At 53.3% G+C, this 25,231-nt stretch carries 25 protein-coding genes, 1 tRNA gene and 1 other RNA gene; 11 read left to right on the plus strand and 16 right to left on the minus strand.

Features of this window, described 5'->3' with window-relative positions:
* Positions 1-133: 133 nt before the first annotated feature.
* The 5 genes from AURUGA1_RS05540 to AURUGA1_RS05560 all read right to left on the minus strand — a co-directional run bounded on the left by AURUGA1_RS05540 (position 134) and on the right by AURUGA1_RS05560 (position 6,115).
* The gene (locus AURUGA1_RS05540) at positions 134-490 is read right to left on the minus strand and encodes a DUF6804 family protein (protein WP_114129228.1); all 357 of its coding nucleotides are present in this window, start codon (positions 488-490) and stop codon (positions 134-136) included.
* A 10-nt stretch (positions 491-500) separates the two neighbouring features.
* A complete protein-coding gene (locus AURUGA1_RS05545) occupies positions 501-1,595 on the minus strand; it encodes an acyl-CoA desaturase (RefSeq protein WP_114129229.1) in 1,095 nt (364 codons plus the stop codon).
* Between the two features lie 68 nt (positions 1,596-1,663).
* Positions 1,664-3,886, minus strand: a complete 2,223-nt coding sequence (locus AURUGA1_RS05550) for a cation-translocating P-type ATPase (protein WP_114129738.1) — start codon at positions 3,884-3,886, stop codon at positions 1,664-1,666.
* A gap of 103 nt (positions 3,887-3,989) precedes the next feature.
* Complete coding sequence (locus AURUGA1_RS05555) at positions 3,990-4,499, minus strand: hypothetical protein (RefSeq protein WP_114129230.1); 510 nt, start codon at positions 4,497-4,499, stop codon at positions 3,990-3,992.
* A gap of 128 nt (positions 4,500-4,627) precedes the next feature.
* On the minus strand, positions 4,628-6,115 hold the full coding sequence (locus tag AURUGA1_RS05560; RefSeq protein ID WP_114129231.1) for an SDR family oxidoreductase: 1,488 nt from the start codon (positions 6,113-6,115) through the stop codon (positions 4,628-4,630).
* 52 nt (positions 6,116-6,167) lie between these two features.
* On the opposite strand from AURUGA1_RS05560, the gene AURUGA1_RS05565 reads away from it, so the two are divergent.
* On the plus strand, positions 6,168-7,157 hold the full coding sequence (locus AURUGA1_RS05565) for an excalibur calcium-binding domain-containing protein (RefSeq protein ID WP_114129232.1): 990 nt from the start codon (positions 6,168-6,170) through the stop codon (positions 7,155-7,157).
* Between the two features lie 280 nt (positions 7,158-7,437).
* Here AURUGA1_RS05565 and AURUGA1_RS05570 read toward each other — a convergent pair whose 3' ends face one another.
* Both AURUGA1_RS05570 and AURUGA1_RS05575 read right to left on the minus strand, forming a co-directional pair.
* Positions 7,438-7,770, minus strand: a complete 333-nt coding sequence (locus AURUGA1_RS05570) for a multidrug efflux SMR transporter (protein ID WP_114129233.1) — start codon at positions 7,768-7,770, stop codon at positions 7,438-7,440.
* A gap of 9 nt (positions 7,771-7,779) precedes the next feature.
* Complete coding sequence (locus AURUGA1_RS05575; RefSeq protein WP_114129234.1) at positions 7,780-8,565, minus strand: IclR family transcriptional regulator; 786 nt, start codon at positions 8,563-8,565, stop codon at positions 7,780-7,782.
* Positions 8,566-8,651: 86 nt separating this feature from the next.
* Here AURUGA1_RS05575 and hutH point away from each other — a divergent pair, with 86 nt between their 5' ends.
* The 3 genes from hutH to hutI are packed head-to-tail and all read left to right on the plus strand — an operon-like array spanning position 8,652 to position 13,111.
* The gene (gene hutH, locus AURUGA1_RS05580; RefSeq protein ID WP_114129235.1) at positions 8,652-10,196 is read left to right on the plus strand and encodes a histidine ammonia-lyase; all 1,545 of its coding nucleotides are present in this window, start codon (positions 8,652-8,654) and stop codon (positions 10,194-10,196) included.
* A 30-nt stretch (positions 10,197-10,226) separates the two neighbouring features.
* Complete coding sequence (hutU, locus tag AURUGA1_RS05585) at positions 10,227-11,885, plus strand: urocanate hydratase (RefSeq protein WP_114129236.1); 1,659 nt, start codon at positions 10,227-10,229, stop codon at positions 11,883-11,885.
* Between the two features lie 20 nt (positions 11,886-11,905).
* Positions 11,906-13,111, plus strand: a complete 1,206-nt coding sequence (hutI, locus tag AURUGA1_RS05590) for an imidazolonepropionase (RefSeq protein WP_114129739.1) — start codon at positions 11,906-11,908, stop codon at positions 13,109-13,111.
* On the opposite strand, the gene AURUGA1_RS05595 is transcribed toward hutI, so the two are convergent.
* Genes AURUGA1_RS05595 through AURUGA1_RS05605 form a run of 3 tightly spaced genes read right to left on the minus strand, consistent with a single transcriptional unit; the run spans position 13,098 to position 15,809 of the window.
* The gene (locus AURUGA1_RS05595) at positions 13,098-14,054 is read right to left on the minus strand and encodes an arginase family protein (protein WP_114129237.1); all 957 of its coding nucleotides are present in this window, start codon (positions 14,052-14,054) and stop codon (positions 13,098-13,100) included. The two genes, hutI and AURUGA1_RS05595, sit on opposite strands and share 14 nt — an antisense overlap.
* On the minus strand, positions 14,047-14,400 hold the full coding sequence (locus tag AURUGA1_RS05600; protein WP_114129238.1) for an SdpI family protein: 354 nt from the start codon (positions 14,398-14,400) through the stop codon (positions 14,047-14,049). Before AURUGA1_RS05600 ends, AURUGA1_RS05595 begins: the two co-directional genes overlap by 8 nt.
* A gap of 26 nt (positions 14,401-14,426) precedes the next feature.
* On the minus strand, positions 14,427-15,809 hold the full coding sequence (locus AURUGA1_RS05605) for an MBL fold metallo-hydrolase RNA specificity domain-containing protein (RefSeq protein WP_114129239.1): 1,383 nt from the start codon (positions 15,807-15,809) through the stop codon (positions 14,427-14,429).
* A gap of 74 nt (positions 15,810-15,883) precedes the next feature.
* Here AURUGA1_RS05605 and AURUGA1_RS05610 point away from each other — a divergent pair.
* A tRNA-Met gene (locus AURUGA1_RS05610) sits at positions 15,884-15,957 on the plus strand.
* Between the two features lie 67 nt (positions 15,958-16,024).
* Positions 16,025-16,924, plus strand: coding sequence for an inositol monophosphatase family protein (locus AURUGA1_RS05615; protein WP_114129240.1), 900 nt, complete (start codon positions 16,025-16,027; stop codon positions 16,922-16,924).
* Here AURUGA1_RS05615 and AURUGA1_RS05620 read toward each other — a convergent pair.
* Both AURUGA1_RS05620 and AURUGA1_RS05625 read right to left on the minus strand, forming a co-directional pair.
* Positions 16,913-17,821 carry an oxygenase MpaB family protein gene (locus tag AURUGA1_RS05620; RefSeq protein ID WP_114129241.1) on the minus strand — a complete coding sequence of 303 codons (909 nt, stop codon included), beginning with the start codon at positions 17,819-17,821 and terminating at the stop codon, positions 16,913-16,915. The genes AURUGA1_RS05615 and AURUGA1_RS05620 overlap by 12 nt on opposite strands.
* Positions 17,818-18,414 (minus strand): flavin reductase family protein, encoded by a 597-nt coding sequence (locus AURUGA1_RS05625; protein ID WP_240187352.1) that lies wholly within the window; start codon positions 18,412-18,414, stop codon positions 17,818-17,820. Before AURUGA1_RS05625 ends, AURUGA1_RS05620 begins: the two co-directional genes overlap by 4 nt.
* Positions 18,415-18,459: 45 nt before the next feature.
* On the opposite strand from AURUGA1_RS05625, the gene AURUGA1_RS05630 reads away from it, so the two are divergent.
* Positions 18,460-18,942 carry a glutathione peroxidase gene (locus tag AURUGA1_RS05630; RefSeq protein WP_114129242.1) on the plus strand — a complete coding sequence of 161 codons (483 nt, stop codon included), beginning with the start codon at positions 18,460-18,462 and terminating at the stop codon, positions 18,940-18,942.
* 69 nt (positions 18,943-19,011) lie between these two features.
* On the opposite strand, the gene AURUGA1_RS05635 is transcribed toward AURUGA1_RS05630, so the two are convergent.
* The gene (locus tag AURUGA1_RS05635; RefSeq protein ID WP_114129243.1) at positions 19,012-19,797 is read right to left on the minus strand and encodes a hypothetical protein; all 786 of its coding nucleotides are present in this window, start codon (positions 19,795-19,797) and stop codon (positions 19,012-19,014) included.
* Positions 19,798-19,962: 165 nt separating this feature from the next.
* On the opposite strand from AURUGA1_RS05635, the gene AURUGA1_RS05640 reads away from it, so the two are divergent.
* From AURUGA1_RS05640 to AURUGA1_RS05655, 4 genes are all read left to right on the plus strand, one after another.
* On the plus strand, positions 19,963-20,937 hold the full coding sequence (locus AURUGA1_RS05640; protein ID WP_114129244.1) for a glycosyltransferase family 2 protein: 975 nt from the start codon (positions 19,963-19,965) through the stop codon (positions 20,935-20,937).
* Positions 20,934-21,338: a GtrA family protein gene (locus AURUGA1_RS05645; RefSeq protein WP_114129245.1), complete on the plus strand. Its 405-nt coding sequence runs from the start codon at positions 20,934-20,936 to the stop codon at positions 21,336-21,338. Before AURUGA1_RS05640 ends, AURUGA1_RS05645 begins: the two co-directional genes overlap by 4 nt.
* 31 nt (positions 21,339-21,369) lie before the next feature.
* Positions 21,370-22,902: a glycosyltransferase family 39 protein gene (locus AURUGA1_RS05650; RefSeq protein WP_114129246.1), complete on the plus strand. Its 1,533-nt coding sequence runs from the start codon at positions 21,370-21,372 to the stop codon at positions 22,900-22,902.
* Positions 22,903-22,981: 79 nt separating this feature from the next.
* Positions 22,982-23,611, plus strand: a complete 630-nt coding sequence (locus AURUGA1_RS05655; protein WP_114129247.1) for a YitT family protein — start codon at positions 22,982-22,984, stop codon at positions 23,609-23,611.
* On the opposite strand, the gene AURUGA1_RS05660 is transcribed toward AURUGA1_RS05655, so the two are convergent.
* From AURUGA1_RS05660 to smpB, 3 genes are all read right to left on the minus strand, one after another.
* Positions 23,608-24,138: a GNAT family N-acetyltransferase gene (locus AURUGA1_RS05660; protein ID WP_114129248.1), complete on the minus strand. Its 531-nt coding sequence runs from the start codon at positions 24,136-24,138 to the stop codon at positions 23,608-23,610. The two genes, AURUGA1_RS05655 and AURUGA1_RS05660, sit on opposite strands and share 4 nt — an antisense overlap.
* Before the next feature lie 77 nt (positions 24,139-24,215).
* Positions 24,216-24,585: a transfer-messenger RNA gene (gene ssrA, locus AURUGA1_RS05665) on the minus strand.
* Between the two features lie 133 nt (positions 24,586-24,718).
* On the minus strand, positions 24,719-25,195 hold the full coding sequence (gene smpB / locus AURUGA1_RS05670; protein ID WP_114129249.1) for an SsrA-binding protein SmpB: 477 nt from the start codon (positions 25,193-25,195) through the stop codon (positions 24,719-24,721).
* Positions 25,196-25,231: the final 36 nt, after the last annotated feature.

Raw genomic sequence — 25,231 nt, forward strand, 5'->3', positions numbered from 1 at the left:
ACTTAAGAAACGACAGCAATACGGCGAGATTTCGCTGGTGTATTGCCCCAAACTGCACCTGTCAGAGATTTCGTCACGCATCACGCGTTAGCGCCGGCGACGAGAGAAGTCTGGTGGTACGAAAGTTAGTCTACTACTTCCCTGAAGGTGTCTTGATCATGAAGCCACCGAGAAAGAACACGGCAGCCGCAGCAACCTGGAGAAGCATCCACCACTGAATTCCTGGAGTGATGCCGTCCGTGAGACGGTAGACCGGATTCCAATAGATGGCGATGGCAACAAAAAGGGGCGTGAACAGCCAGCGTTTGCTATTGATGGACTGCCACGAGAATACGGCCAATATTGCTGCCAAAATACTCACCACAAAAAGCACGGTGATGTACCAATCTGTTCCGTAAACCCCCATGCCAATAAACATGGCGATGACTCCGGCTAAACCGGGAACTATTCCCGGGCGAATGAGCTCAGGCTCAGCAGACTTTTTTGCCATGTATAGAAGTTTATCTGCGTCTAAACCGGCTTGCTTCGGGGCAGTCGAATGGATCTCGGGCAGCCAATCCAACCTCGTTGAGGTAGGCCACCACAATTGCGTATGAACGCATAAGCGAAGTTTCAGCGTAGGGAACTCCCTCGCGAGCGCAGTGCTCACGTACGATCATGCGTGCTTTTTTCAAGTGAGGTCGGGCCATGCTGGGGAAAAGGTGGTGTTCAATTTGGTAGTTCAGGCCACCCATGAAGGCAGTCGCACCGAAACCTTTAATGTTGCGCGAGGTCATGACCTGTTTGGTCATGAAGTCAACCTTGTTTTCTTTTGGAATCTGGGGCATTCCCTTGTGGTTAGGGGCAAACGATGCTCCCATGTAGACGCCAAAAACCGCGAGTTGAACACCGAGGAAAGCAAATGCCATCCCCAGAGGAAGAAACCAGAACACGACGGCCACATACGCGGTAAGTCGCAGGGCAATCAAGGAGAGTTCGATAGCGCGACCTTCGAGGCGCCCTTTGCTAAATAAAGTGCCGATAGAGCGCACATGCAAGTTGATGCCTTCAAGCGTGAGCAGGGGAAAGAATAAGTATCCCTGGCGCTGTGTAATCCACTTCAACAGGCCCTTCTGCTTGGCTGCATCTGTTTCCTGAAACGAGATTGTGTCCCACTCAATATCCGGGTCTTTACCCACCGTGTTGGGGTTGATGTGGTGTTTGGTGTGTTTATTCATCCACCAGGCATAGGAAATTCCCACCACACCAGAAGCCAATATGCGCCCGGTCCAGTCATTGGCTTTACCTGATTTGAAAACCTGACGGTGTGACGCTTCATGGGTGATGAAAGCTATTTGTGTCAGCAAGATACCCAGCCCTGCTGCAATGAGAAGTTGGAACCACGATTGCCCTATCAACACGAACCCCGTGATGAGTCCAGCCATGGCCAAAGTGAGCCCAGCAGCAAGCAACATATAGAACGTCCTCGAACGCTCCATGAGCCCTGCGGCAGTGACTGCCTTCATCAGTGAGGCGTAACTGTTGGTTACCGGCTGGGAGTTGGGATTACGGGTTTTCGTTGAACGAATAGGTCCGAGGATAGAACTAAGTGTCATATCGCCACTTCTGTAAGTCAGGTCGACTTCACAGCCGGCGAGGTATTGCGTTGAGCAGTTAGTTCAATCTAACGTGCAAACCTGCGAAGTCGCAGTGAATTGAGCACAACGAACAAACTTGAGAACGCCATTGCTGCTCCCGCAAGCATGGGATTGAGGAATCCCAGCATTGCCAGCGGTATTGCTGCGACGTTATAGGCGAATGCCCAAAAGAGATTTCCGTAAATGATCCGCAGTGTTTTGCGCGAGAGCGAAAGCGCATCTGCGGCAGCAGTGAGCGTTCCACGAATCAACGTGATGTCGCTTGCGGCGATTGCAACATCTGTTCCTGTCCCCATAGCTATGCCAAGATCCGACTGAGCTAGCGCAGCGGCGTCGTTGACGCCGTCACCAATCATGGCCACTGCTCCGCCACGCTGTTGGAAATCAGCAATAACCTGCAACTTGCTCTCTGGGGTCGCTCCTGCGATGACACGCGAAATACCGACCTGTGCCGCTATATGGTGAGCGGCGTCTTCGTGATCGCCTGTCAACAGGATTGTTTCAAGCCCCATTTGATTGATGCGGGTAATCGCTGCAGCAGAATCGTCTTTGATGGTGTCTGCAACTGCCACAATGGCCTGCACAGTTCCATCCCAGCCAGCTAACACTGTGGTTGCTCCGGTGTGTTGTGCGGTCTTCAGCTGAACGGATTGAGACTCTGAAAGCACCAGCTGGTTTTCTGCCATCCAGTCTTGTGTTCCCACAAAAACTGTCACTCCCTCGATAACACCGGTGACACCCTGGCCTGCCACAGAGGAAAATCCTGACACTTCAGGAAGCTTGAGCCCTTCTGCCGCGGCCACAATGGCATGAGCAATGGGGTGTTCCGAATAAGTTTCGAGAGCTGCAATGATACTCAGAACCTCTTGAGATGAACCTGTTGTTTCAATGCTGGTGACACTCATCTGGCCAGTGGTGACGGTCCCGGTTTTATCCAAGACAACTGTCTTGATTCGGGCAGAACTTTCTATCGCATCAGGACCAGAAATGATGATTCCCATTTGGGCGGCTCGTCCGGTTCCTACCAGCAGTGCAACCGGTGTAGCCAAACCGAGAGCACAGGGACAGGCAATAACCAAGACAGCTATAGCTGCCGTGAAGCCCACGGTCACGGGGGCCCCAGCAATCCACCATCCCAAGATGGTGAGCGCTGCCAAACCGATCACGATGGGGACAAAGACGGCAGAAATTCGGTCAGCAAGCTTTTGAACTGCAGCTTTATGTAGTTGTGCATCCTCAACAAGTGTCGCAAGCTGAGCCATCCGGGTGTTGTGTCCAACCTGGGTTGCTCGGACGGTGAGTCGACCATCCAAGACGATTGTTGAGCCAGTAACGGCGGTTTCTGGACTTTTATCTACGGGAAGAGACTCACCGGTGAGTGAGCTCTCATCAACGGCAGCTTGCCCGTTAACGACCTCACCATCGGTGGCGATAATCTCACCTGGCTTGACAATGAATATGTCACCCACGGCTAACTGCTCTGCAGGAATTCTCTTCTCAACCCCGTCAACGAGGATGGTCGCTTCAGTAGCTTTGAGCTCACTCAATGCGCGCAGTGCGGCACTGGCACTGCGCTGCGAGCGCTCTTCTAAGAAGCGCCCCAAAAGCAAGAACGTAGTGACGCCAGCTGCCGCTTCAAAGTAGATGTTGTGTGTGGGGTCCACCTGCCAGGCAAAGAGCTCCAGGGTGTGATGCATCCCTACCATGCCCGCCGCACCAAAAAAGAGCGCATAAACCGACCAGAAGTAGGCGGCGAAGGTTCCCATCGTGATGAGGGTATCCATCGTAAGAATGCCATGACGCAAGTTCAAAAAAGTTGAACGGTGGAATGGCCAGCCGCAGAAAAAAACCACAGGGGTGGTCAGTAACAGAGAAATCCATTGCCAGTAACTAAATTGCCATGCGGGAACCATTGCCAACACAATGACGGGAACCGACAGAACGATGGCGATGACCAGTCTTTCCAGAAGTGAAATCTTTCCCGGCTTACTGTCATCTTCGTGATGACTGTGACTGTGCTGATCTGAAGCAGGAAGGGTTGCCGTGTAGCCAATTTTGCTAACCTGCTTGACTAAATCTTCCGCGCTTACACCTTCCGGATATTCCACTTTGGCGCTGTTTGTCGCCAAATTAACGGCGGCGTGAACACCAGGAAGTTCACCCAGGCTTTTTTCAACACGAGAAACACAGCTGGAACAGGTCATTCCTTCGATACCCAGAACAACGGTGGAGGTGGTCTTCTCAGCCATAGCTTCTTCTTTCCTCACAACCATTAACGCTCTGTGTTTTCAGAATATTCCTGTTTAAGCCAAGATGGCCGCCTCAGTTGAGGCGGCCATCTAAAGCGAACTCCTAGTTGGTTGTTGCGGGTGCTGGAGTTGTGGTGGGGTAACCCTCAGGAATGATGTCGTTACCATTTGCATCATGCTCGTGAGGAACATTTCCTGGCATCGAGCCATCTGCTTCAAGTCCACCCTGTTCTCCGCCAGCCATACCAGCCTGTGGTCCGTGGCCACGCTTACCTTCGTGACCGCCGCGGGGTCCGTCACCGTCGCGGTCGCCATCCATGTGGCCGCCATTTCCAGGGAGCTGACCTGTAACACCTTCTGCCATACCAACAGCGGGACGGTTGTTGTGATCAATCACATTCGCTACCGCCATTCCGCCACCAAATACACCGGCCAGAAGAACAACTCCTGCTGCCGAGATACCGACAATGGCTCCGGTTCCGAGACGACGCTTGCGTCCTTCTTCAATGGGAGTCACGTTCTCAGCCTGCTCTGCAGTTGCTTCAGGTGCAGCGGGGGTGAATTCTGCTGGTGTTTCTACGTTGTCGTTGTTGTCGTTCTTGGGCATCTGCATGCCTCCTTCGTTTCGTGTTGTGTGTTCTGCTGAGGGGTTGGGATCCTCTGGCCGTGGGGCCGATAAGTACACACTGCACACGCTCCCTATGAGGACGCTATGAAACAGTTAAGGATGAGCACAGAGTTTTATTGAGCAGTTCGCTTTTCATATCTTTTGACTGCCGCTGCGGTGATTTTGTCTGCCATACCGTTGAAAATGATTCCGTGTGCAGGCAGAATCGACAGCCAATACAGCCTGCCGCCCAAGCCACGCGGGAAGAAAATGGCGCGTTGGAGATAGCGAGAAGAACCATCTGGTTGCGCTTCAGCGCTGAGTTCTAGCCAGGCCAATCCAGGAACTTTCATCTCTGCACGCAAACGCAAAAAGCGACCATGGTCGATCCGCTCCACACGCCACCAGTCGACCGACTCCCCCACCCGAAGTTTTTCTGGGTTGCTGCGTCCACGTCGCAAACCGACACCGCCAACGAGCTTGTCGGCAAAACCTCGAGCAGCCCACGCGATAGGAAGGGAATACCAGCCGTTCTCGCCACCGATTCCTTCGATGATTGCCCATAAGTCTTCTACTGGTGCCGCACAGTCACGCTCTTTAATGTCGAGATAGACCCGGTGACCAGCCCATTCAGGGTCTGAGGGTAAGGGGTCACTGGGTGCACCGTAGACACTAGCGTTTTGCCAGCTTGTCTCAATGTCTCCTTCTTGCATCTTGCCCAGGGCAAGATGCACAGCTCGACGGTAAGGCACGAGGCCCTCTGCTGGGGGCGGGATGATCTGGTCAACATCATGCTCATTCATGATGCAGTCATGCTGAAGCGACGCAATGATGGGGACTGCGAGCGCTCTGGGGATCGGGGTAACCAAGTTCACCCACTGACTAGCTAAGTAGGGAGTGAGCACAGGAAGGCGCAAAATGGCGCGTTCTTTCATACCTGCTTCGAGGGCGTAACCGTTCATCATGTCCGAATACTTCAGTACATCGGGACCACCAATATCCAGTGTCCTGTTTACACTCGGTGGCAAATCGGCTGCCTTGATGAGGTAGTACATAACATCCCGCACAGCGATTGGCTGAATGAGATTACCCACCCACTTTGGTGCCGTCATCACCGGGAGAACATCCGTGAGGTGACGAATCATTTCAAAACTGGTTGAACCCGAACCAATAATTACACCGGCTTGCAGTGCAACCGTGGGAACTCCTGATGCCAGGAGTATTTCTCCCACCTCAGCTCGAGAGCGCAGGTGCTTAGACAGCTCACCTTTGGAGGGGTGCAATCCACCCAAGTAAACAATTCTTTTGACACCGCCCTCTTTGGCAGCACGGGCTACGTTGTGTGCACCGGTGATTTCTTTCGACTCAAAATCACCCTTCTCTCCCATGGCATGCACGAGGTAATAGAGGACGTCAATGTTCTTGCATGCCTCGGTAACAATCTCTCCATCAAGAAGATTGCCCTCGACAATGTCTACCTGCGGGCGCCAAGGAACATCTTTGAGTTTGTCGGCAATACGAACCAGAACACGAACAGAGAAACCTGCCTCGAGGAGCCTGGGAACCAAACGTCCACCGATGTATCCGGTTGCACCGGTAACGAGCGCGCGTTTTTTTGCCATGTGCTGACTCTACGCCTGTGTATTGGTACCGTCATAGAGGGAGGGAGTCCGCGTGCACACGAACAAACGTATCTGGCTTGTCATTGGCCTCGTTTGCTTATTTGTGTTAGTCGTGGGCTCCATTGCAAGTTCGGTAAATGCCGTACGTTCAATGCAAACTGCAGTCACTGTGGATTCTCTGGAGCAAGCCTTAGAGGCCAGTCCCTCTCCCATCGGTATTGCCGTCCCCACAGAAACTCCCACAGCGCCAGCAACCGTCTCCCCCGATCTGACTCAGTCGTCCTCGTCATCCACCTCTGTTTTTGTCGCGATGCTTGCTGAACTTCCCCAAGACGATTCACCGAGTTCTCACACCGGATATGACCGCGACTATTTCAATGCCTGGATTGATGCTGATGGGGATGGCTGTAATACCCGTGCTGAAGTGTTAATGATGGAGTCACAAACTACTGTCTCCACCCGCGGGCGTTGTACCGTCACCACTGGTTCGTGGGTCTCGGTCTATGACGGTGCTCTGTTGACCGAAGCAGGCAGTCTCGACATTGACCACTTCGTGCCTTTGAATGAGGCATGGCTCTCTGGCGCCTATGCCTGGGATAGTGCCACTCGGGTCCAGTTTGGTAATGACCTTGGCTACGGCCCTTCACTGGTGGCAGTGACGGCAAGTTCCAACAGATCGAAAAGTGATCAAGATCCGGCGAGGTGGATGCCGCCAGCACGAGGATACTTTTGTGATTATGCCGCCACCTGGGTTGCGGTGAAGTGGCGTTGGAGCTTGAGCGTGGACTCCCTAGAACGTATGGCGTTGCAATCTGTTCTGAGCGGGTGTACCTCGGTCTCCGTTGAGATTCCTCAGAAAGCCACCGTTACGGCAGGCGCTGCCCCGCAACCGGTTGCTCCAATCTCAGACGGCGCGCTTGACCCGAACTATGGCACGTGCTCACTTGCGCAAGCATACGGCGCGGGCCCCTATGTGCAGGGTATTGATCCCGAATATGAGTGGTACCGCGATAGGGACAAAGACGGCGTGGTCTGCGAGTAACCAAGATAAGAGCCCGACCTCAATCGAGGTCGAGCTCTTTGCGCTGTGTTTATGCTTACTTGCCGCCGCAGCACGCGCCGCCGCAGCAGCCGCCCTCTTCTCCGCCACCTACGGTTGCGGAAGGGGTCTCAAGCTTGATGTTTGCGGTTGCCATATGGTCTCCTTTGTTGAAGGGCGACCGTCGGGGCTATCGAGCCTGACCGGTCGAGGTCTGTATTAAGTGTGCGCCTGTTTTGCTTTCAGGTCAATGTGGGAGCGGGGTATGTCGCCCAGAGCGTAATTAGCTGTGCGAACTTCCCATTTCCAACATGACGACTCCGACGATGATAAGCGCAAGCCCAATGAAACCCCAGACATTGATGGTTTCCTTGAACAAAAAGATTCCCATGATGGCAACGAGAGCAGTGCCACATCCTGCCCAGATGCCATAGGCCACACCCATGCTGAGACCTTTGGAGAGCCCCAACCCCAGTGCAATAAATGCGCCCAGATATCCCACGATGACGAAAATGGTGGGCACAAGCTTGGTAAAACCTTCACTCATTTTCAGCGAAATAGTGCCAATCACTTCGCTGACGATGGCAAGGGCGAGTAAAAGATACGCAACAACCATGTGTGTAGCTTAACTCGCCCCGTGAATACGGCGGCTAAGTTCCTGGGCTGTTGTCTTGATTTCGGGAAGGAGTTGTTCAACTCGCAACTGGAGATCTTCTTCGGTTGCGGAAACAGGAACGGGGTAGGTCACCGCAATAGCTGCAGCTGGCCAGCCGAGGTGGTCTTTGACCACCACACCGACGGAGGCTAGACCATCAGTGATTTCGCTGCGTTCAGTGGAATAGCCCTGTTGGGCGGCCTGGGTCACCAGCGCTTTGAGTTCACGATAGCTTTGAGGTCCAGCCAAGCCCAGTTCTTCTCGTTGAGTAAAAACAACGGGATCAGAATAAAGCGCTCGTAATTGTGCCGGTGGTAATGCTGAAAGCAGAGCACGGCCGGACGCCGTGAGGTGTGCAGGAAGTCTCACTCCGACGTCTGTGATGAGTGAGGGTCGTCTGGCTGCACGCTCTTCGACGACGTAGAGAACATCGGTTCCGTGCAGAACAGCTAGGTGTGCAGACTCCCCGATATGGTCGACCAGTTTGGCCAACAAGGGTGCGCCTAATCGGGTCAAAGGTTGCTGCCTCGAATAGGAGGAGGAGAGCTCAAAGGCAGCTGGCCCTAAACCATAACGGCGCTCTTCAGGGATGTGGAGGGCAAAGCCACGCTCGGTGAGCACCGTCAAGATTTGATACACGGATGACCGCGGTAAAGATAGTGCAGTCGCAATAGTTTGAGCAGGAACTGGTCCTCTTTGGTGGGCAAGAAACTCCAAAATACGCAGGGTCGAATCGGCTGCGGGAACTTTACTCACAACCCCAGTATGCCTTGTCTGTGATATCAGACACAAGGGGTGTTTTAGGCGTATTTATCGCAATCTTTTCGGTGTGAAATCAGTACATGAGTTCTGTAACTGTGGGCACTGGTGCCGTATCAATAGACGATGTCGTTGCTGTTGCGCGATATGACGCACAGATTGTGCTCGATGAAAAGGCGCTCGAAGGGGTTGCCCAGTCTCGCGCCGTTATCGATGCCTTGGCCTCTGACCCTAACCCGCACTACGGCATCTCCACCGGTTTCGGTGCACTGGCAACCACCTTTATTGAGTCCGACCGCCGAGCTCAACTCCAGGCGTCACTTGTGCGCTCCCATGCAGCAGGTTCTGGGTCGGAGGTAGAGCGTGAAGTAATTCGCGCACTGATGCTTCTTCGCCTGTCCACACTGATGACCGGCCGCACCGGTGTGCGACCCATCGTTGCTCAGTCCTATGCAGCACTCATTAACGCCGGAATAACTCCCGTGGTTCGCGAATATGGCTCCCTCGGCTGTTCGGGCGACCTTGCGCCCCTGTCCCACTGTGCTTTAGCAACGATGGGCGAAGGTGATGTGCGCAACGCAGAGGGCATTTTGATGCCTGCATCTCAAGCGCTCTCAGAGGCAGGCATCACTGCTCTCAAGCTGGAAGAAAAAGAAGGCCTTGCCCTGATCAATGGCACGGATGGCATGCTCGGCATGCTCGCACTGGCCATTACAGATCTCAAGATGCTCATGACAGCTGTTGATATTTCTGCAGCGATGACCATCGAAGGATTGATGGGGACCGACAAGGTCTTTGCCGCCGATTTACACGCTCTGCGCCCCCAGGTAGGCCAAGGACAATCTGCAACCAACCTACGTAACATCTTGGCCGATTCACCCATCGTGCACTCGCATGCAGGGCCTGAAGATGGTCGAGTGCAGGATGCCTACTCACTGCGTTGCTCGCCCCAAGTTCACGGTGGGGCTCGGGACACCATCGCTCACGCAGAACTCGTAGCCAACCGAGAACTTGCCTCAGCAATAGACAACCCTGTACTCACCGTTGATGGCCGTGTAGAAAGCAACGGAAACTTCCACGGTGCACCGGTTGCCTATGTATTGGACTTCCTCGCCATCGTTGCCGCAGATGTCGCGTCGATGAGTGAGCGCCGTACCGACCGCTTCCTGGACCGCTCACGCAATCAAGGATTGCCTCCCTTCCTCGCTCACGAAGTGGGTGTGGACTCAGGCCTCATGATTGCTCAATACACGGCGGCAGGTTTGGTCTCAGAAATGAAGAGGTTGGCAGTTCCTGCCTCGGCAGACTCCATCCCCTCCAGTGCTATGCAAGAAGACCACGTCTCAATGGGCTGGCATGCTGGACGCAAACTCCGCAAAGCAGTTGATGCACTCTCACGCGTCATTGCAATTGAACTCATGACCGCCTCACGCGGTATTGACCTGCGTGCTCCGTTGCAACCCAGCCCAGTTACTGGTGCTGTCATCGCAGAACTCCGCAATAACGGGGTTGCTGGCCCGGGTGCAGACCGTTTCCTCTCCCCCGAGATTGAAACTGCAGCTGAGCTCACCCTTTCTGGCCGTGTCACAGCCGTAGCTCAAGCTGCCGCAACTACCCCACTGATCTAAACACTCGAGAACAAGCCCAAGGAGACCCTCATGACCACAGGACCTCGTACCGTCCGTGCCGCACGCGGCAACACACTCACCGCCAAGAGCTGGCAGACCGAAGCCCCCCTGCGCATGCTCATGAACAACCTTGACCCTGAGGTTGCTGAACACCCCGAAAAGCTCGTTGTGTATGGAGGCACCGGTAAAGCTGCCCGCACCTGGGAAGCATATGACGCCATCGTGCGCACCCTCGAAACTCTCGACTCTGATGAAACCCTCTTGGTTCAGTCCGGAAAACCTGTCGGTGTATTCCGCACCAACGAGTGGGCTCCTCGTGTGCTCATTGCCAACTCCAACCTCGTTGGTGACTGGGCAAACTGGCCAGAATTTCGCCGCCTCGAGGCCGAAGGCCTCACCATGTACGGTCAGATGACCGCTGGTTCCTGGATCTACATCGGAACCCAGGGCATATTGCAGGGAACCTACGAAACTTTCGGCGCTGTTGCCCGTCAACATTTTGGTGGAACTCTCGCTGGAACTCTCACCCTCACCGGTGGCTGCGGTGGTATGGGTGGTGCACAGCCACTGGCCGTCACTATGAACGATGGTGTTGTGCTCATCGTTGATGTCGACGCTACCCGTCTCCAACGTCGTGTCGAACACGGTTACCTGGATGAGATGACCCATGACCTCGACGACGCGATTGCTCGTGTTCTGGCAGCTAAGGAGTCCAAGACCCCGTTGTCGGTCGGAATTGTTGGCAATGCAGCTGATGTCTTCACTGAGTTACTAGAACGCAAAGTTCCAATCGACATTGTGACGGACCAAACAAGTGCACATGACCCCCTCTCCTACCTTCCTGAAGGTGTTTCGGTTGAGGAATGGCACAAGAAGGCAGAACAGGATGCTGCCTGGTTTACCGAACACTCTCGTGCCGCGATGGCGAAGCAGGTCAAAGCCATGGTTGAGTTCCAGGATGCTGGAGCCATTGTCTTCGACTACGGAAACTCTATCCGTGCAGAGGCCAAGCTCGGTGGTTATGACCGCGCCTTTGATTTCCCCGGCTTCGTGCCCGCCTATATTCGCCCACTTTTTTGTGAAGGTAACGGGCCATTCCGCTGGGCTGCCCTCTCTGGTGACCCTGAAGACATTGCCAAAACCGACAAAGCAATCATGGAACTCTTCCCCGAGAATGAACACCTCAAGCGATGGATCACCAAGGCAGGCGAAAAGGTTCACTTCGAAGGTTTGCCTGCCCGCATTTGCTGGCTGGGGTATAAAGAACGTCACCTGGCAGGTTTGAAGTTCAACGAAATGGTTGCTTCTGGTGAACTCTCTGCCCCAATCGTTATTGGCCGTGACCACCTCGACTCTGGTTCAGTTGCTTCTCCCTACCGTGAAACCGAAGCCATGAAAGACGGCTCCGATGCGATCGCTGACTGGCCTTTGCTCAACGCCCTGCTCAACACAGCATCAGGTGCAACGTGGGTTTCACTGCACCATGGTGGTGGTGTTGGTATTGGCCGCTCAATCCACTGTGGTCAAGTCACTGTTGCCGATGGAACCGAACTGGCCGCCCAGAAACTCGAACGCGTTCTCACCAATGACCCCGGTACCGGTGTAATGCGCCACGTTGATGCTGGTTACGAGCGAGCCGAAGAGGTCGCACGTGAGCGCGGTCTGCGTGTTCCCATGTGGGAAAACTAAAGGCAAGTAAGCTCACCATCATGTCTCGCACGCTTTTTACGAACATCGGTTTGCTCGTGACGAACAACCCGAAAGAAGCGGCACGTGCCGGCGGAACGGACTCCCCTACCGGGGAGATCCGGGACGCCGCCATGATTGTTGAGAGTGGTCTTGTGGCGTGGGTTGGCAAGGCCGCGGATGCCGAAACCGGTGGCGGTTTCGATATTGATGCTGTGGTCAATGTGCATGGAAACACCCTGATTCCCGGGTTTGTCGATTCCCACTCTCACCTCGTTTTTGCCGGGGATCGCTCTGCAGAGTTTGCCGCCCGCATGGAGGGAACACCGTATGCTGCAGGCGGAATACGTTCAACCGTTGCGGCAACACGTGCTGCCACCGAAGAGAGTTTGCGCGAGCACCTTGCCGCGTTGGTTAAAGAAATGCATTCGCAGGGCACCACGACCATCGAAATCAAGTCCGGATACGGACTAGATGTAACAACAGAAGAACGTTTGGTTCGCTTAGCTAGAGAATTCACGGAGGAAGTTACCTTCTTAGGCGCGCATGTTGTTCCTGCAGAGTTTGCTGATTCCCGTGATGAGTATGTTGAGCTTGTGACGGGCGAAATGCTTTCAGCGTGTGCACCACATTCAAAGTGGATTGATGTCTTTTGTGAACATGGTGCTTTCACGGTGGAGGAAACAAGGCGTATCTTGACTGCCGGAATAGCAGCTGGGCTCCAACCCCGCGTGCACGCGTCACAACTTGGCCCCGGTGAAGGTGTTGCCTTAGCGGTTGAACTAGGCGCTGCCTCTGTAGATCACTGCACCTATCTCACCGAAGAAGATGTAGTAGCCCTAGCAGACTCCAGTACAGTTGCCACATTGCTTCCTGGCGTGGAGTTCTCAACCAAACAGCCCTACCCTTCAGGCCGAGCACTGATTGATGCGGGAGTGAGCGTTGCCCTGTCCACAGACTGCAATCCAGGGTCCAGCTTCACTTCGTCTATGCCTTTTTGTATAGCTGTTGCGGTGCGAGAAATGGGCATGAGTCCAGCAGAAGCCCTGTGGGCCTCCACCGCAGGAGGAGCCCAGGCTCTGCGTCGGGGTGATGTAGGCAAACTCTCACAAGGAATGCGCGCAGACATTGCCGAAATCACCGCACCAAGCTACATCCACCTTGCCTATCGTCCCGGAGTGCCCCAAATTGGGCGCGTGTGGAAAGACGGAGAACTTATCGCTGGCTAACGCCGGCAACCGCCTCCAATACACACAATGCCGCAAGGCGAACAGTTCTGCCGTCTGGCGTATCAGTGGTGGCATCAATTTCGGTCAGGTCTAGTGATCGAACCTGAGGGAAAGCAGCTGCGAGGCGGGCAATCTGGCGCAGTTCATAGGCACTGATTCCGCCAGGGACACTGGCGGGGCATGCCGGGGCAACGGATCGATCACACACGTCCACATCCAGGTCAACATGCACTGGACCGCCTGCAGCACCGGCAATAGCGAGCGCTTCGCTCATGATTTCTGACAGAGGTCGTCTGGCAAGTTCATCACGGTGAATTACCGTAATACCTAGCTCATGAGCCCTGCGAGCATAGGCAACTGAGTTTGCATAGTCTTGAATGCCAATTTGCACAATTCGTTGAGGATTCAGGCCCGCCTCAATCAGCCTGCGCACAGGAGAGCCATTGCTCACCCCATCACGCAGGTCATAGTGAGCATCTAGTGTGATCAAACCAGCGGTGGAAAGGTCACTTCCCCACGCGCCCAGCGCAGCAGCTACTGTGACAGAATTATCGCCACCGAGAGCAATCACCAATTCAGACGCTTTAGCGGCATCGGCCATCATCGCAATCGTTCGTGCTTCACCTGCAGGAGAATCAGGGTCGGCAACATTGCCAAAATCTGCCACGGTGAGCTCTTCAAGATCCACAATCTCGGGATTATTTCGCACGCCCTTCTCGGGCAGACCTCGATCTTGCATGAGCGCAGGAGAGTAGCGAAACAGTGCAGAACGTATCGCGTCAGGGGTTTCGTGAGCATTAGTTGCACTCAACGAAGTCTGTGATGCAGGAACACCGACGAGGGAAACATCAATACGGGATCCCGCGGCCAATTCAGAAGGCGCTGGCCAACCACCGGCTCGAGGCCAGAGAGGGTCGTGAGACAAGCCAGCAGGTTTATTCATTGTCAGCAGCTTTCGCGGCTTTCTGGCCTTGAACTCCGGCGAAAATAACTCCCACCAGTAAAGCTCCCAGAGCAACCTGAACCAGATACATCTGGAACTGTGATGGCAAGAATAAGGCAACAATCATCAACGTTGCATTAGCCAAAGCGGTATCTCGCATGATCGGGTAGGCCACCACGTGAGCGGCCAACCACGTTTTCTCATTCTTGCGAGTAGCTTTTGTGCGGATACCTGCCCACGCATTAGGCACAACCTTGCCGGATGCAGCACGCGCCACGACAACGTAAAGAATCACATCCGCCACGAGCGAAAGTGCAACGGTGAGGTACAAAGTGCCGGAATCCATAGCTCTAGGCTACTTTGTCTCGCGCCTTATTGCGGGTTCGAAAGGTCGATGGTTTCGCCATGCTCGGGTGCCCGAACATTCCATTTCAATTCAGACGCAATCCTGAAGCGCATCCGGTCTGCAGCATCGATTTCACCATGGGTGACATACGTCATTTTCGGAGCACGTGGAGCGGTGTGCATCCATTGCACCAGCTCATCCGCATCTGCGTGGCCTGACATACTCTCAAGCTGAATCACCTGGGCACGAATGGGCACATCACGGCCGTGAATACGCAGTGAGGTCGCCCCCTCAGCCAACAGTGCCCCCCGAGTTCCTCCTGCCTGATATCCAGAAATAAGTATGAGGTTGTTGGGGTCATCACCAAAAGCAACAAGGTGATGCAACACTCGACCACCGGTCATCATGCCGGACGCCGCAATGATGATCATGGGTCCGTGACGCTCGTTGAGTTTCTTCGATTCTTCTACGGTGCCGACCATGTGGGCGACGTCATAGACGGCCTCAAATTCGTCAGCAGGAATCGTGTGCTCATCTTGATGATTGTGATACATCCGTGTCGCACTAGCCGCCATAGGGCTGTTGACGTAGATCGGGACGCGAGGAATCTCGCCTCGGTCCATCAATCGCCAGATATGTAACATCAGGCCCTGAGTTCTTCCCACCGCAAAAGCAGGGATGACGACGACACCGCCACGTTCAAGCGTGGGCTTGAGTGCAGGGCCAAGTTCTTTCTCGGGGTCGATGTTGGGGTGGCTGCGATTACCGTACGTAGATTCGGTAATGAGAATGTCCGCACCCTCAAAAGGACGAGGGGGCTTCATCAGTGGATCATGCTGACGGCCCATATCTCCCGTGAAATGCAGGGTGGTTCCTGCAACCTTGATGTGCAATTGGGATGCACCTAGAATGTGGCCGGCCGGAAGGAAAGTTGCCTTCACGCCTGGGGCAACCTCGAGCTCTTTATCAAACTCTGCAGTTCGGAACTGCGACAGGGCTTGTTCTACATCTTGCACCGTGTAGAGGGGCTTGGGTGGGTTGTGTTTGGAATACCCCTTCTTGGCAGCATGTGCTGCCTCTTCCTCCAAAAGGTGGGCGCTATCTGGAAGCAAAATGGAACACAGCTCTGCGGTTCCTGTTGTGGCGATGATCTTTCCACGGAAACCATCACGCACGAGCGCGGGAACATATCCCGAATGGTCTAAGTGTGCGTGGGTAAGCAAGACCACATCGATAGTGTCGGGCGGAACTGGGAAGGGTTCGCGATTACGCTCGCGCAAAGACTTGTATCCCTGGAACAGGCCACAATCGACCAGAATGCGTTTGCCACCGGTTTCAATCAGGTACTTACTTCCGGTGACCGTCTCAGTTCCCCCGAGGAAGCGCAGTGTGTGTTCAGGCTTTGTCATAACTTTCACACTACGCCTGTGCCACTGACCGTGGTCGGTGGGTCTTCCGGAGCGTGGTAAAGTTGAACTACCGACGCGGGGTGGAGCAGCTCGGTAGCTCGCTGGGCTCATAACCCAGAGGTCGCAGGTTCAAATCCTGTCCCCGCAACAAAAAGAGAAAGCCCTTTCTTGATTGGAAGGGCTTTCTTATTTTTCAAGCCGGGTATCGTGGAAGCGTGACCAGAAGCCACTACACCCTCAATGAAGACCTCCAGCTCGCCCTGCAACTAGCTGATGCCGCTGACGAGATTTCTCGCGCTCGCTATCTCGCTCTCGATCTCGAGGTCACGACAAAGCCCGATAAGACTCCAGTCACGGATGCGGATCGTGCTGTAGAAAAAGCCATAATCGACATTCTCGCTCGCGAGCGAGGATCTGATTACATGCTGGGCGAAGAGTTCGGCGAACAAAAAGGAACTGTTTCTGAACGCCCCACTGCGACAGCAGATCACCCTCACCGCCAATGGATTATTGACCCTATAGACGGTACTTCAAACTTTTTACGTGGTGTTCCTGTCTGGGCAACTCTGATTGCGTTGGCTATCGATGGAGAACCAGTACTGGGTGTGGTGAGTGCACCAGCTTTGGGCAAACGCTGGTGGGGCTCACAAGGTAATGGTGCGTGGGTTGATGAATCTCACGACCCTCTGGCAAACATTCCCCTTCCCGATGATCTCGCCAATGTTCTCGAGCAACCTATGGTTGCCGTGGCAGAACCGCGCCGTCTTGAAGTTTCAGGAGTATCCAAGCTTGCTGATGCCAGCATCAGCTATAACTCCTTGCAACAGTGGGATCAAGCTGGTTACCTAGACGAACTAGTTGGCCTCAGCAGAAAAGTATGGCGAACCCGGGCGTATGGCGACATGTGGTCCTACATGATGGTTGCCGAGGGCATTGTGGACGTGGCGGGAGAATTTGATCTTAAGCCCTATGACATGGCTGCCTTGATGCCCATCGTGACAGAAGCTGGCGGGACCTTCACCTCGATTGACGGTCACGCAGATGTGTGGCACGGGAGCGCTTTAGCAACGAATGGCGCTCTTCATGCCGCCGTGCTTGCTGAATTAGCTCGCTAGTTTTCCTTCAGCTTCCAACCGAGCAATTCGGGCACGAGCAGCATCCTCTGAAGTAGACGAGGGTCCCAAGAGTGAACGAAGCATCTTCAAGATCACTCCGGTGAGCCACGATGCTGGCCACCACGGTTTCTTCAGACCCAAAATCTGACGGTATTCCTCAGGAATGCTTTCGACAGCACCGGCAAACATGATGCGATAGAACGGCATCATGCTGCGACGTAGCGGTGGCTTACGCAAGAAAGCAATCGTTTCCTCTACGCGCTCATCGTGTTTGAGAACGCCATCGGTATTGAACTTGTGCAAGGCCGCAATGAGTTCCTTTTCTGATCGCGGAGGGTTAGCTACACCAACGAGCTCTCCTGCGATGGACCACTCGGAAACATACTGGTCGGCACCACCCGGGATGGGATCTCCCCAGGCCTGATGACAGCCCAAGAAAGCGTCAGTGAATACCACATGTACCCAATACAACAGCTCTGGATCTCCAGCAGAATATGAGCGTTCAACACCCTGCGCATCGATGTAGGTGCCCTTGACGCGATCGTGGAACTTAGCCACCCGGGAGGATTCGTGTTCAGCAAGTGCGGTGTCACCGAAGGTGACCGTGATGAGCCACTGAATAGTCCCAGCCAGACGCCCCAACGGGTCTTCTTTATAGCGTGACCAGTCGTGAACTCCGGCCATGGCTCCAGGGTGCAAGGTTTGCATCAGCAGGGCACGAATACCGGCAACCATGGTTGGCATGCCACCGTGCACTGCCCACGATGCTGATCTTGGGCCAAAGAAGCCGACATCGTCGCCTTGTTCAATGTTCTTCACCCAATAGGGAGTGCCTTGGGTATCCCCGGAGAAAGTTTCCAGCAGATGCGAACGGATACTTTCGCTAAACCTACTCATGCCTCGAGCTTGGAGTTGCTGTCGAGTTTGTGCCAGGTGCGGTTGTGGTACACCAGCGGGTGTGCAGAACTTGCGTCCAGTTCAGCACTTCCTGCCTCAGGGGTTTTCGCTTCCAGAGCTTCAATCAAAAACACGGTGGAATTTCCCGCTTTGAGCTTGTTCACTGTTCGGCCTCGAATCCACGCATGCGCCTCGGAATAGACAGTTTCTCCCGTGGGGAGCCGCTCAGTAGGAATGTCTTGGGGAAAACGGTTAGCTCCGCTTGTTGCGGCAAGTTTGGCCAAATGAAGCTGGTCTGCACCCAAGAGGTGAACCACGACCGTTTCAGCTTCAGTGATGATAGGCGTTGCCGAGGATTGCGCAGATGCAGAGAAGACCAAGAGTGGTGGTTCTGCACTCACCGAAAACACACTGGTGACTGTCATCGCGACAGGACCGTTGCCCGCATCTGCGGTGACAATTGCTACACCAGCAGGGTGGTTGCGGAAAGCCAGCTTGAACTCATCAGCTGAGAGCACCTCAACATCGTGAGGTGGATCGATAATGCCGTCGTGAATAATCGGCAAGTTCTCTGAGGGCATACTGTGAGTCATCGTTTCTCCATTGTTTCACTGTTCACACAGAGCTAGCCTGTGAATATGAGCCTCAACGACATTGCCTTGACCACTCTTGATGGAAAACCCACAACCTTCGGAGCTTATTCCGACAAAGTTGTGTTGGTAGTGAATGTTGCATCCCGTTGTGGACTTTCACCCCAATACCAGCAGCTCGAGGAACTTCAAGAGAAGTATGGCTCGCGCGGATTTACTGTACTGGGAGTGCCTTCTAACCAGTTTTTGCAGGAGTTGAAGACCAGCGACGATATCGCTCAATACTGTTCCACCACCTGGGGTGTGACCTTCCCCATGACAGAAAAGGTCAGTGTCAACGGACGTAAACGCCACCCGCTTTATGTTGAGCTTGTCAAGGCTAAGGATGCATCTGGCAAAGCAGGTCCAGTGATGTGGAACTTTGAAAAATTCCTCGTTCTTCCTTCTGGCGAGATTAAGCGCTTCCGCCCCACAACCAAACCCGATGACCCTGCCATCATTGCGGCCATCGAAGCCGCGTTGCCCCAGTAGGAAATCACTAACTTAACAGGTGAGCCCCCGAGCATTGCTCGGGGGCTCACCAGCGTTTTAGGAGAAGAATTACATCTTCTCCGCTTCAGGGTCTTTCACACCTTCTTCGACGATGCCCTTTGCAAGAAGTGCCAAACGACGCTCTTCAAGACGACGTTCGAACTCCTTCTGACCAGCAGCAATGAAGTCCGCATCCAGTGGGTAGTTCTCAACACGAGGCTTACCGTGATACTTGGTGACATATGCGTCAAGTTCGGGACCGGACTCCCAAGAGGTGATCAGACAGTAACGAGGCTCATCACCCTGGTGCCATACGGCGTGCCAGAAGCGTTGAGTGTCAACAATCAGCTGGGCACCTGCAGGAAGAGGAATACGAATCTCGGTCGAAGGGTCCAAACGGTCTTCGCGCAAAATCATCATCGAGTCTGGGTTGTCCGAGAGGTTAAAGAAGCCACGAACAATCCAGCCGGTTCCGTCTGGGTTGAGACGGTTGTTGTCGTCCTGGTGCATGTTGTACAGGGCGTCAGAGTACTTGTTGGGCTGAAGCTCAATCACGCGGCAACGGCCAACGTTGGCTCCGGGCTCTTGCGCACGCTTGGTGAGGATAGGTGCCTTGGCAACCTGAGAATCAATCCACACACCGTCTTTGTCGGTGCGGGGAGGAGTGTGGTTCCAGAAACCATTGCACTCAATCTCACCAAAGGCAGAAGCCAATGGAGCGAAACGAGTAACACCGGAGGACTTCCAATCGACATACTCAATGTCGAGCCATTCCTTCGGGTCAGCAGCCTGGTCGTAGCTGTCGAGAACGACATAACCAGTTTCTTCGAATGCCTTGAGGCGGTTGTATCCCATGGGGTGGGTCCCTTTCGTAACGAGCGCACACGTTTTTATACGCTCAACTCAGCCCAAAGTACCACTTGAGAAGCCTCGAAATGCAGCCACACACCGGCGTATTTTTAGCGAAATGAGGCCCCGGGCTTCACGAGCGAAGAAGGCGACCTCCGGTAACCTTGGCTTATGCCTCCGAAGAAGAAACCAGTCGTTACCATTCTGGTTCCCATGTACAACGAGGAACTGGTTCTTCCCCTTCTTTTCGATGAGCTCAACCGGGTAACCGGCGGCATCAGAGACTGTGATTTTGTCTACCTTTTTGTCGATGATGGATCAAAAGATGCATCTGTGAGCATTGTGAAAAACTACGCCTCCCAGGATTCCCGTGTTCGCTTTCTTGCCTTGAGTAGAAACTTCGGCAAGGAAAAGGCTCTGCTGGCAGGCTTCGACCATGTCCACTCTGATGCGGTAATCGTTATTGATGCCGACCTGCAGGATCCCCCTGAACTCATCCCCGAAATGATTGCTTTGTGGAAGCAGGGCTACCAAGACGTCTATGCCAAGCGCATTAACCGTCGTGGGGAAACCTGGATGAAAAAAGTCACCTCCAGGATGTATTACCGTCTACTTCAAACAACCACGCGGATTGAGATTCAGCCAGATACCGGTGACTTCCGTCTGCTTGACCGAGCGTGCATCGATGCTCTCAAGCAATTTAGAGAAACCGAGCGCAACACCAAAGCACTGTTCTCTTGGATAGGTTTCCGCAAGTACGCCATCGAATATGACCGTGCTCCGCGGGCAGCGGGAAAAACCAAGTTTAACTACTTCCGCCTGATTAACCTTGCCATCGACGGACTCACCTCCTTCACAACCACTCCTTTGCGCGTAGCAGGGGTTCTCGGATTCTTAGTCTCACTGATTGCATTTATCTACTTGCTGCAAGTGATTATCAAAAACATCATCTATGGCCCTGATGTCTCTGGTTATCCCTCAACCATGGCAACCATCTTGTTCTTAGGTGGAGTGCAACTGATGTCTCTGGGCATCATTGGTGAATACATTGGCAAGATTTTCAATGAGACTAAGAACCGTCCCACCTACCTAGTGGGAGAGAACAACCTCAACACTGAGCCTGCTCGCGGTTCACGTAAAAAGTGAAGAAGTCCACAAAACCGCTGAGGTTTATTCTTGTTGGCATTGCCAACACGGCGATTGATTTCATCGTTTTATTGAGCTTGACCGCCGTTGGGTTGCCTCTCGTGGCGGCAAACTTCATCTCCACCAGCGTCGCACTGACATTTAGCTTCTTCGCTAACCGGACCTTCACGTTCGGCTCTACTGGGAAAAAGCGGTCCCAGGCCCTACGCTTCTTGCTCGTTACCCTGGTGGGATTGTGGGTGTTGCAACCCATCGTCTTAGTTCTGGCTGTACCTGTTTTGGAAGGCATGCTCGCGCGTGAAGCGAGCATCGTGGTGGCCAAATTGTTTGCCACCGTCGTTTCGATGGTCTGGAATTACCTTCTCTATGATTCGCTTGTCTTTAGAAAACCTCAGCGCTAGGGCTGACCCCCTCTAGGAATGTAAGGACCTTGTGAGCACCTCAACCTCCAACTGGACAACATCTAAGTTTGTTGAGTTTTTCACGCACTCTCCCTTGCGTTTTTGGATCACGCTTATCGCTGTTTTTTCTCTGGGACGTTTGGCTACCTGGGGCTACCCTTTCGATAGTGACCACTGGATCTTCTACTACGTCGGACACAACTGGATTGTTGATGGTGGACAACTTTATGTTGATGCCTGGGATCACAAACCACCGCTGATATTCCTCTACAACGGCGTCATGGCAGCCCTTTTGGGCGACAACATCGTTTTACACCGCCTCTGGTTCACGCTCTTTGCCATCGTGGACACGGTGCTGTTCTACTTTGTTATCAAACGTTTTATGCCCCAACTTTTGGCAACTATTCGCTCCAGCATTGATCCCAACCGCGCAATCCAGCTCACCCTGTTGCTCTATGTCTTCATTCGCAACCTGTCCCAGTTTGCCTCCAATGGAAACACGACTGAAAACCTTGGCCTGATTTTCCTCCTGGCCATGATTTTGTGTTACCTCAAGTTCTCTGACAACCGCTCCTGGGGTTGGATTGCTCTCGCAGGTTTGTTTGCCGCGAACCTGTTCTGGGTCAAAGGCAACCTCATCTTGCTCGGTGGAGTCGTCGGGCTTCTGCTACTGATTCATGGTTGGAAGAAACCACACTTGGTCTGGCATGTCATTGCCTTTATCGCGCCAATCCTCATCGTGTCAGCTCTCTGGCTGGGATACTTTGCTGTCCAGGGAAACTTCCACGACTTTATGGTGGCGTCTTTCTCCTTCTCAGCGAAATACGCCTCCAGCGCCTGGGCAGGAAAAGTCAGTGCCAACATTCTGCTGATCGTGATTACCGCAGCAATGCTTCTACCTGCACTAATTTTCTTTGCGGTTTTCTTACGCGATGTGAAAACCCAGTACCGTACTCAGGCATACCAAGTTACTGGGCTGTCGATGTTGGTCGGCCTGGCTTTGATAGCAGCGGTTGGCTCGTTCTATAGCTATTACCTGTTGATCATCATGCCGTTCATCACCATCGTGATGATGTACGGATTATTCAGAATGACGTCCTTTACGAAGGTCAGCAAAGTCCTTCTGACCCTGATTTTCATCGGGACAATTGCGGTCAATGGCCTAATTTCTCTACGTTTCTTGGTCAACAACTACACCGGTGTGACCAAGCAGGAAGCCATCGAATATACCCAAGCAGCTCAGTATGTGAACGAACACACTCAGCCAGGTGAGAAGGTCTTTGCTTATGACTATGGTGCGACCTTCTATGAACTAGCTGGCCGGCAATCTGCCAGCAGATTCATTTCAGCAAGCCACCTCTTGCTCGATTACCGAGATAACTTTGGATTCGGTTTCAACGACATTTTCCTGACAGAGTTGGAAGAAAGTCAGCCTCGCTACATTGTTCTCAATGACCGCTCTACTGACCTGTATTTCACGAACGAACCTGTGGCGAACTACATCACCGAAAACTACGAACCGGTGAAGAAGTTTGGTCAGATTGAAGTACTGCAACGGAAGTAGACATTGACAATCTGGTCCTTCAGATACTTCCTGAAGTGAGCGAACAACAAGAGCAAAAACGCTGTGTTGAAATTGATGAGTGCACAACACACTTGTTGATGACTCCCGCACCACAAATGCCCAGAGTCACTCACTTTTAGACGATATTGTCGGCATTTCTGCTTCCGCCCTCCTCGCCTCCGTCGGGGTATTTCTGATGGACAGTGGCCACGTAGTTACCGGCGGTATCGCTGGTCTGGCCCTGCTGATCAGCTATGCCACACCATTTTCTTTCAGTGTGGTCTGGATTGTGGCGAGCATTCCTTTTCTTCCCTTAGCTGTCTGGAAAAAAGGGTGGAACTTCACGCTGCGCAGCCTCGTCGCAATTGTCTTAGTTTCACTGTTTACTCAACTCACAGCCATGAACTTAGGCCCCCTAGATATTGATCCGCTATTCGGTGCAGTTGTCGGCAACGTGGTGGCCAGTATTGGTGTCTTAGGACTATTCCGCCACCGATCATCTTTGGGTGGCTTTAACGTTGTTGCCCTCATTGCTCAAGAACAATATGGCTGGCGAGCAGGGTATGTTCAGCTGGTCATTGATTTAGCCATCGTGGCAGGTGCCTTCTTTGTCGCCTCACCTGTGATTGTGCTCTACTCGGCTGTGGGCGCTTTTGTTTTCAACTTCATCCTCGCGCTGAACCACCGTGAAGGTCGCTATAACGGTTAGCTTTCCCTGGGGTTTTGGGGAGTGGGAAGCGTGAGTTGATAAAAAGCCAGATCTAGCCAGCGGCCAAACTTGTATCCCACCTCGGGAAGGGTTCCTACGTGCACAAACCCTAATTGGGTGTGTAAGTGAATACTTGCCGTGTTCGAAGCGTCAATGCCTCCGAGCATGACGTGGAATTCCAGCTTCGTCGCGGTATCAATAAGTAGCTGCAAGAGTTGTTTACCGAGGCCTTGCCGACGGAAATCTTTGTGAACATACACCGAATGTTCCACGGTGTACTTATTAGCGGGGAAGGGCCTAAAGCTTCCCAAACTGCCAAAACCCATCAGCACACCCTCGTCATCGACCAAACCGATGACGGGATATTTACCTGCCTTTTTTCCCTCAAACCAAGTGACCATGTTTGCCTGTGTGCGCGGTTCATAATCGAACAGCGCAGTTGAGTTCACAATTGCATCATTGAGAATCTCACGAATGGCCTCACCGTGTTCTTCGAGTGTGCAGTCAACGATTGTGTAGGAAGCCATAGGGCAATTGAAACAGAAAAAGCCCTGCGTTGCAGGGCTTCCTCACTCCTCACAGCGCATGATGTGCCATTCACAAATGGTGGAGATGGGGGGAATTGAACCCCCGTCCACTGCTGGGATTGTGAGTCTTCTACGGGTGTAGCTGATTAGAGGCGTTCTACTTGGCTCCGACCTTTGTTACCAGCATCTAAGTCGACGAGCCCAGTCTGAGTAAGAGTCCCACAGTGCCCTCAGGCATAACACTGCAGCTAGTTCCCTAGATGACGCCAGAACACGGATCGGGATCTAGTCCGGTCTGACGGACTTCAGGCTCGCTTAGGCAGCGAGGGCGAAGTCGGCGCGCTTAGATTTGGCACCTATATTTTGCACAGAGCGTTTACGAGATAACTGTGCATCCTCGACCCGCTTCTCTCTCGCTCGCAGGCAATGTCGAATCCGATCATCCCCATGAGAGTGCGTAGTCACATCATGCGCTGTTGAGTTGTGAAAAACGAGTCAAGCTCGCTCTAGCGCGTAATTGTTGCGCAGTTGAAGTGTACAACGCACACCTGACAATAAATATTCCCGTGGGCTGTGAGTTTTACTCACCCAAGTGTTTGCGGGCAGAGATAGCTCTATCTGCCTCGCGCTTGTCTTGGCGTTCACGCAGAGTCTGACGCTTGTCGTATTCCTTTTTACCCTTAGCCAAAGCAAGTTCAACTTTGGCCCGACCATCGTTGAAATAGAGCGAGAGAGGAATGAGGGTGTAACCACCCTCCTTCACCTTGCTAGCGAGCTTGGTGATCTCCTGCTTGTGCATCAGGAGCTTACGCTTACGCCTAGGTGTGTGGTTGTTCCAGGTTCCCTGGTGATATTCCGGGATGTGCACAGCATCAAGCCATGCTTCGCCATTTTCAATAAAGGCGTAACCATCGGTCAGCGATGCACGGCCTTGGCGCAGAGACTTTACTTCTGTCCCCCACAAAACCAAGCCGCACTCATAGGTGTCAATGATGTTGTAATCGTGGCGAGCCTTACGGTTGGTGGCAACAACCTTCTGACCTTTTTCTTTCGGCATTGCACACCTCCTTCAAGCTTCCTGCGCAAAGTCCTA

Origin of the sequence: Aurantimicrobium sp. MWH-Uga1 (genome assembly GCF_003325955.1) — a bacterium.
In the GTDB taxonomy this organism is placed as follows: Bacteria; Actinomycetota; Actinomycetes; order Actinomycetales; family Microbacteriaceae; genus Aurantimicrobium.

Excerpts from the sequence above, each read along its gene's own strand:
- AURUGA1_RS05625 (WP_240187352.1), bottom strand. The coding sequence starts at position 18,414 with ATGACTCACAGTATGCCCTCAGAGAACTTGCCGATTATTCACGACGGC.
- smpB (WP_114129249.1), bottom strand. The coding sequence starts at position 25,195 with ATGCCGAAAGAAAAAGGTCAGAAGGTTGTTGCCACCAACCGTAAGGCT.
- hutI (WP_114129739.1), top strand. The coding sequence starts at position 11,906 with ATGTCTCGCACGCTTTTTACGAACATCGGTTTGCTCGTGACGAACAAC.
- AURUGA1_RS05550 (WP_114129738.1), bottom strand. The coding sequence starts at position 3,886 with ATGGCTGAGAAGACCACCTCCACCGTTGTTCTGGGTATCGAAGGAATG.
- AURUGA1_RS05595 (WP_114129237.1), bottom strand. The coding sequence starts at position 14,054 with ATGAATAAACCTGCTGGCTTGTCTCACGACCCTCTCTGGCCTCGAGCC.
- AURUGA1_RS05545 (WP_114129229.1), bottom strand. The coding sequence starts at position 1,595 with ATGACACTTAGTTCTATCCTCGGACCTATTCGTTCAACGAAAACCCGT.
- AURUGA1_RS05630 (WP_114129242.1), top strand. The coding sequence starts at position 18,460 with ATGAGCCTCAACGACATTGCCTTGACCACTCTTGATGGAAAACCCACA.
- AURUGA1_RS05605 (WP_114129239.1), bottom strand. The coding sequence starts at position 15,809 with ATGACAAAGCCTGAACACACACTGCGCTTCCTCGGGGGAACTGAGACG.
- AURUGA1_RS05635 (WP_114129243.1), bottom strand. The coding sequence starts at position 19,797 with ATGGGATACAACCGCCTCAAGGCATTCGAAGAAACTGGTTATGTCGTT.
- AURUGA1_RS05570 (WP_114129233.1), bottom strand. The coding sequence starts at position 7,770 with ATGGTTGTTGCGTATCTTTTACTCGCCCTTGCCATCGTCAGCGAAGTG.
- hutU (WP_114129236.1), top strand. The coding sequence starts at position 10,227 with ATGACCACAGGACCTCGTACCGTCCGTGCCGCACGCGGCAACACACTC.
- AURUGA1_RS05600 (WP_114129238.1), bottom strand. The coding sequence starts at position 14,400 with ATGGATTCCGGCACTTTGTACCTCACCGTTGCACTTTCGCTCGTGGCG.
- AURUGA1_RS05560 (WP_114129231.1), bottom strand. The coding sequence starts at position 6,115 with ATGGCAAAAAAACGCGCGCTCGTTACCGGTGCAACCGGATACATCGGT.
- hutH (WP_114129235.1), top strand. The coding sequence starts at position 8,652 with ATGAGTTCTGTAACTGTGGGCACTGGTGCCGTATCAATAGACGATGTC.
- AURUGA1_RS05620 (WP_114129241.1), bottom strand. The coding sequence starts at position 17,821 with ATGAGTAGGTTTAGCGAAAGTATCCGTTCGCATCTGCTGGAAACTTTC.
- AURUGA1_RS05660 (WP_114129248.1), bottom strand. The coding sequence starts at position 24,138 with ATGGCTTCCTACACAATCGTTGACTGCACACTCGAAGAACACGGTGAG.
- AURUGA1_RS05640 (WP_114129244.1), top strand. The coding sequence starts at position 19,963 with ATGCCTCCGAAGAAGAAACCAGTCGTTACCATTCTGGTTCCCATGTAC.
- AURUGA1_RS05540 (WP_114129228.1), bottom strand. The coding sequence starts at position 490 with ATGGCAAAAAAGTCTGCTGAGCCTGAGCTCATTCGCCCGGGAATAGTT.
- AURUGA1_RS05555 (WP_114129230.1), bottom strand. The coding sequence starts at position 4,499 with ATGCAGATGCCCAAGAACGACAACAACGACAACGTAGAAACACCAGCA.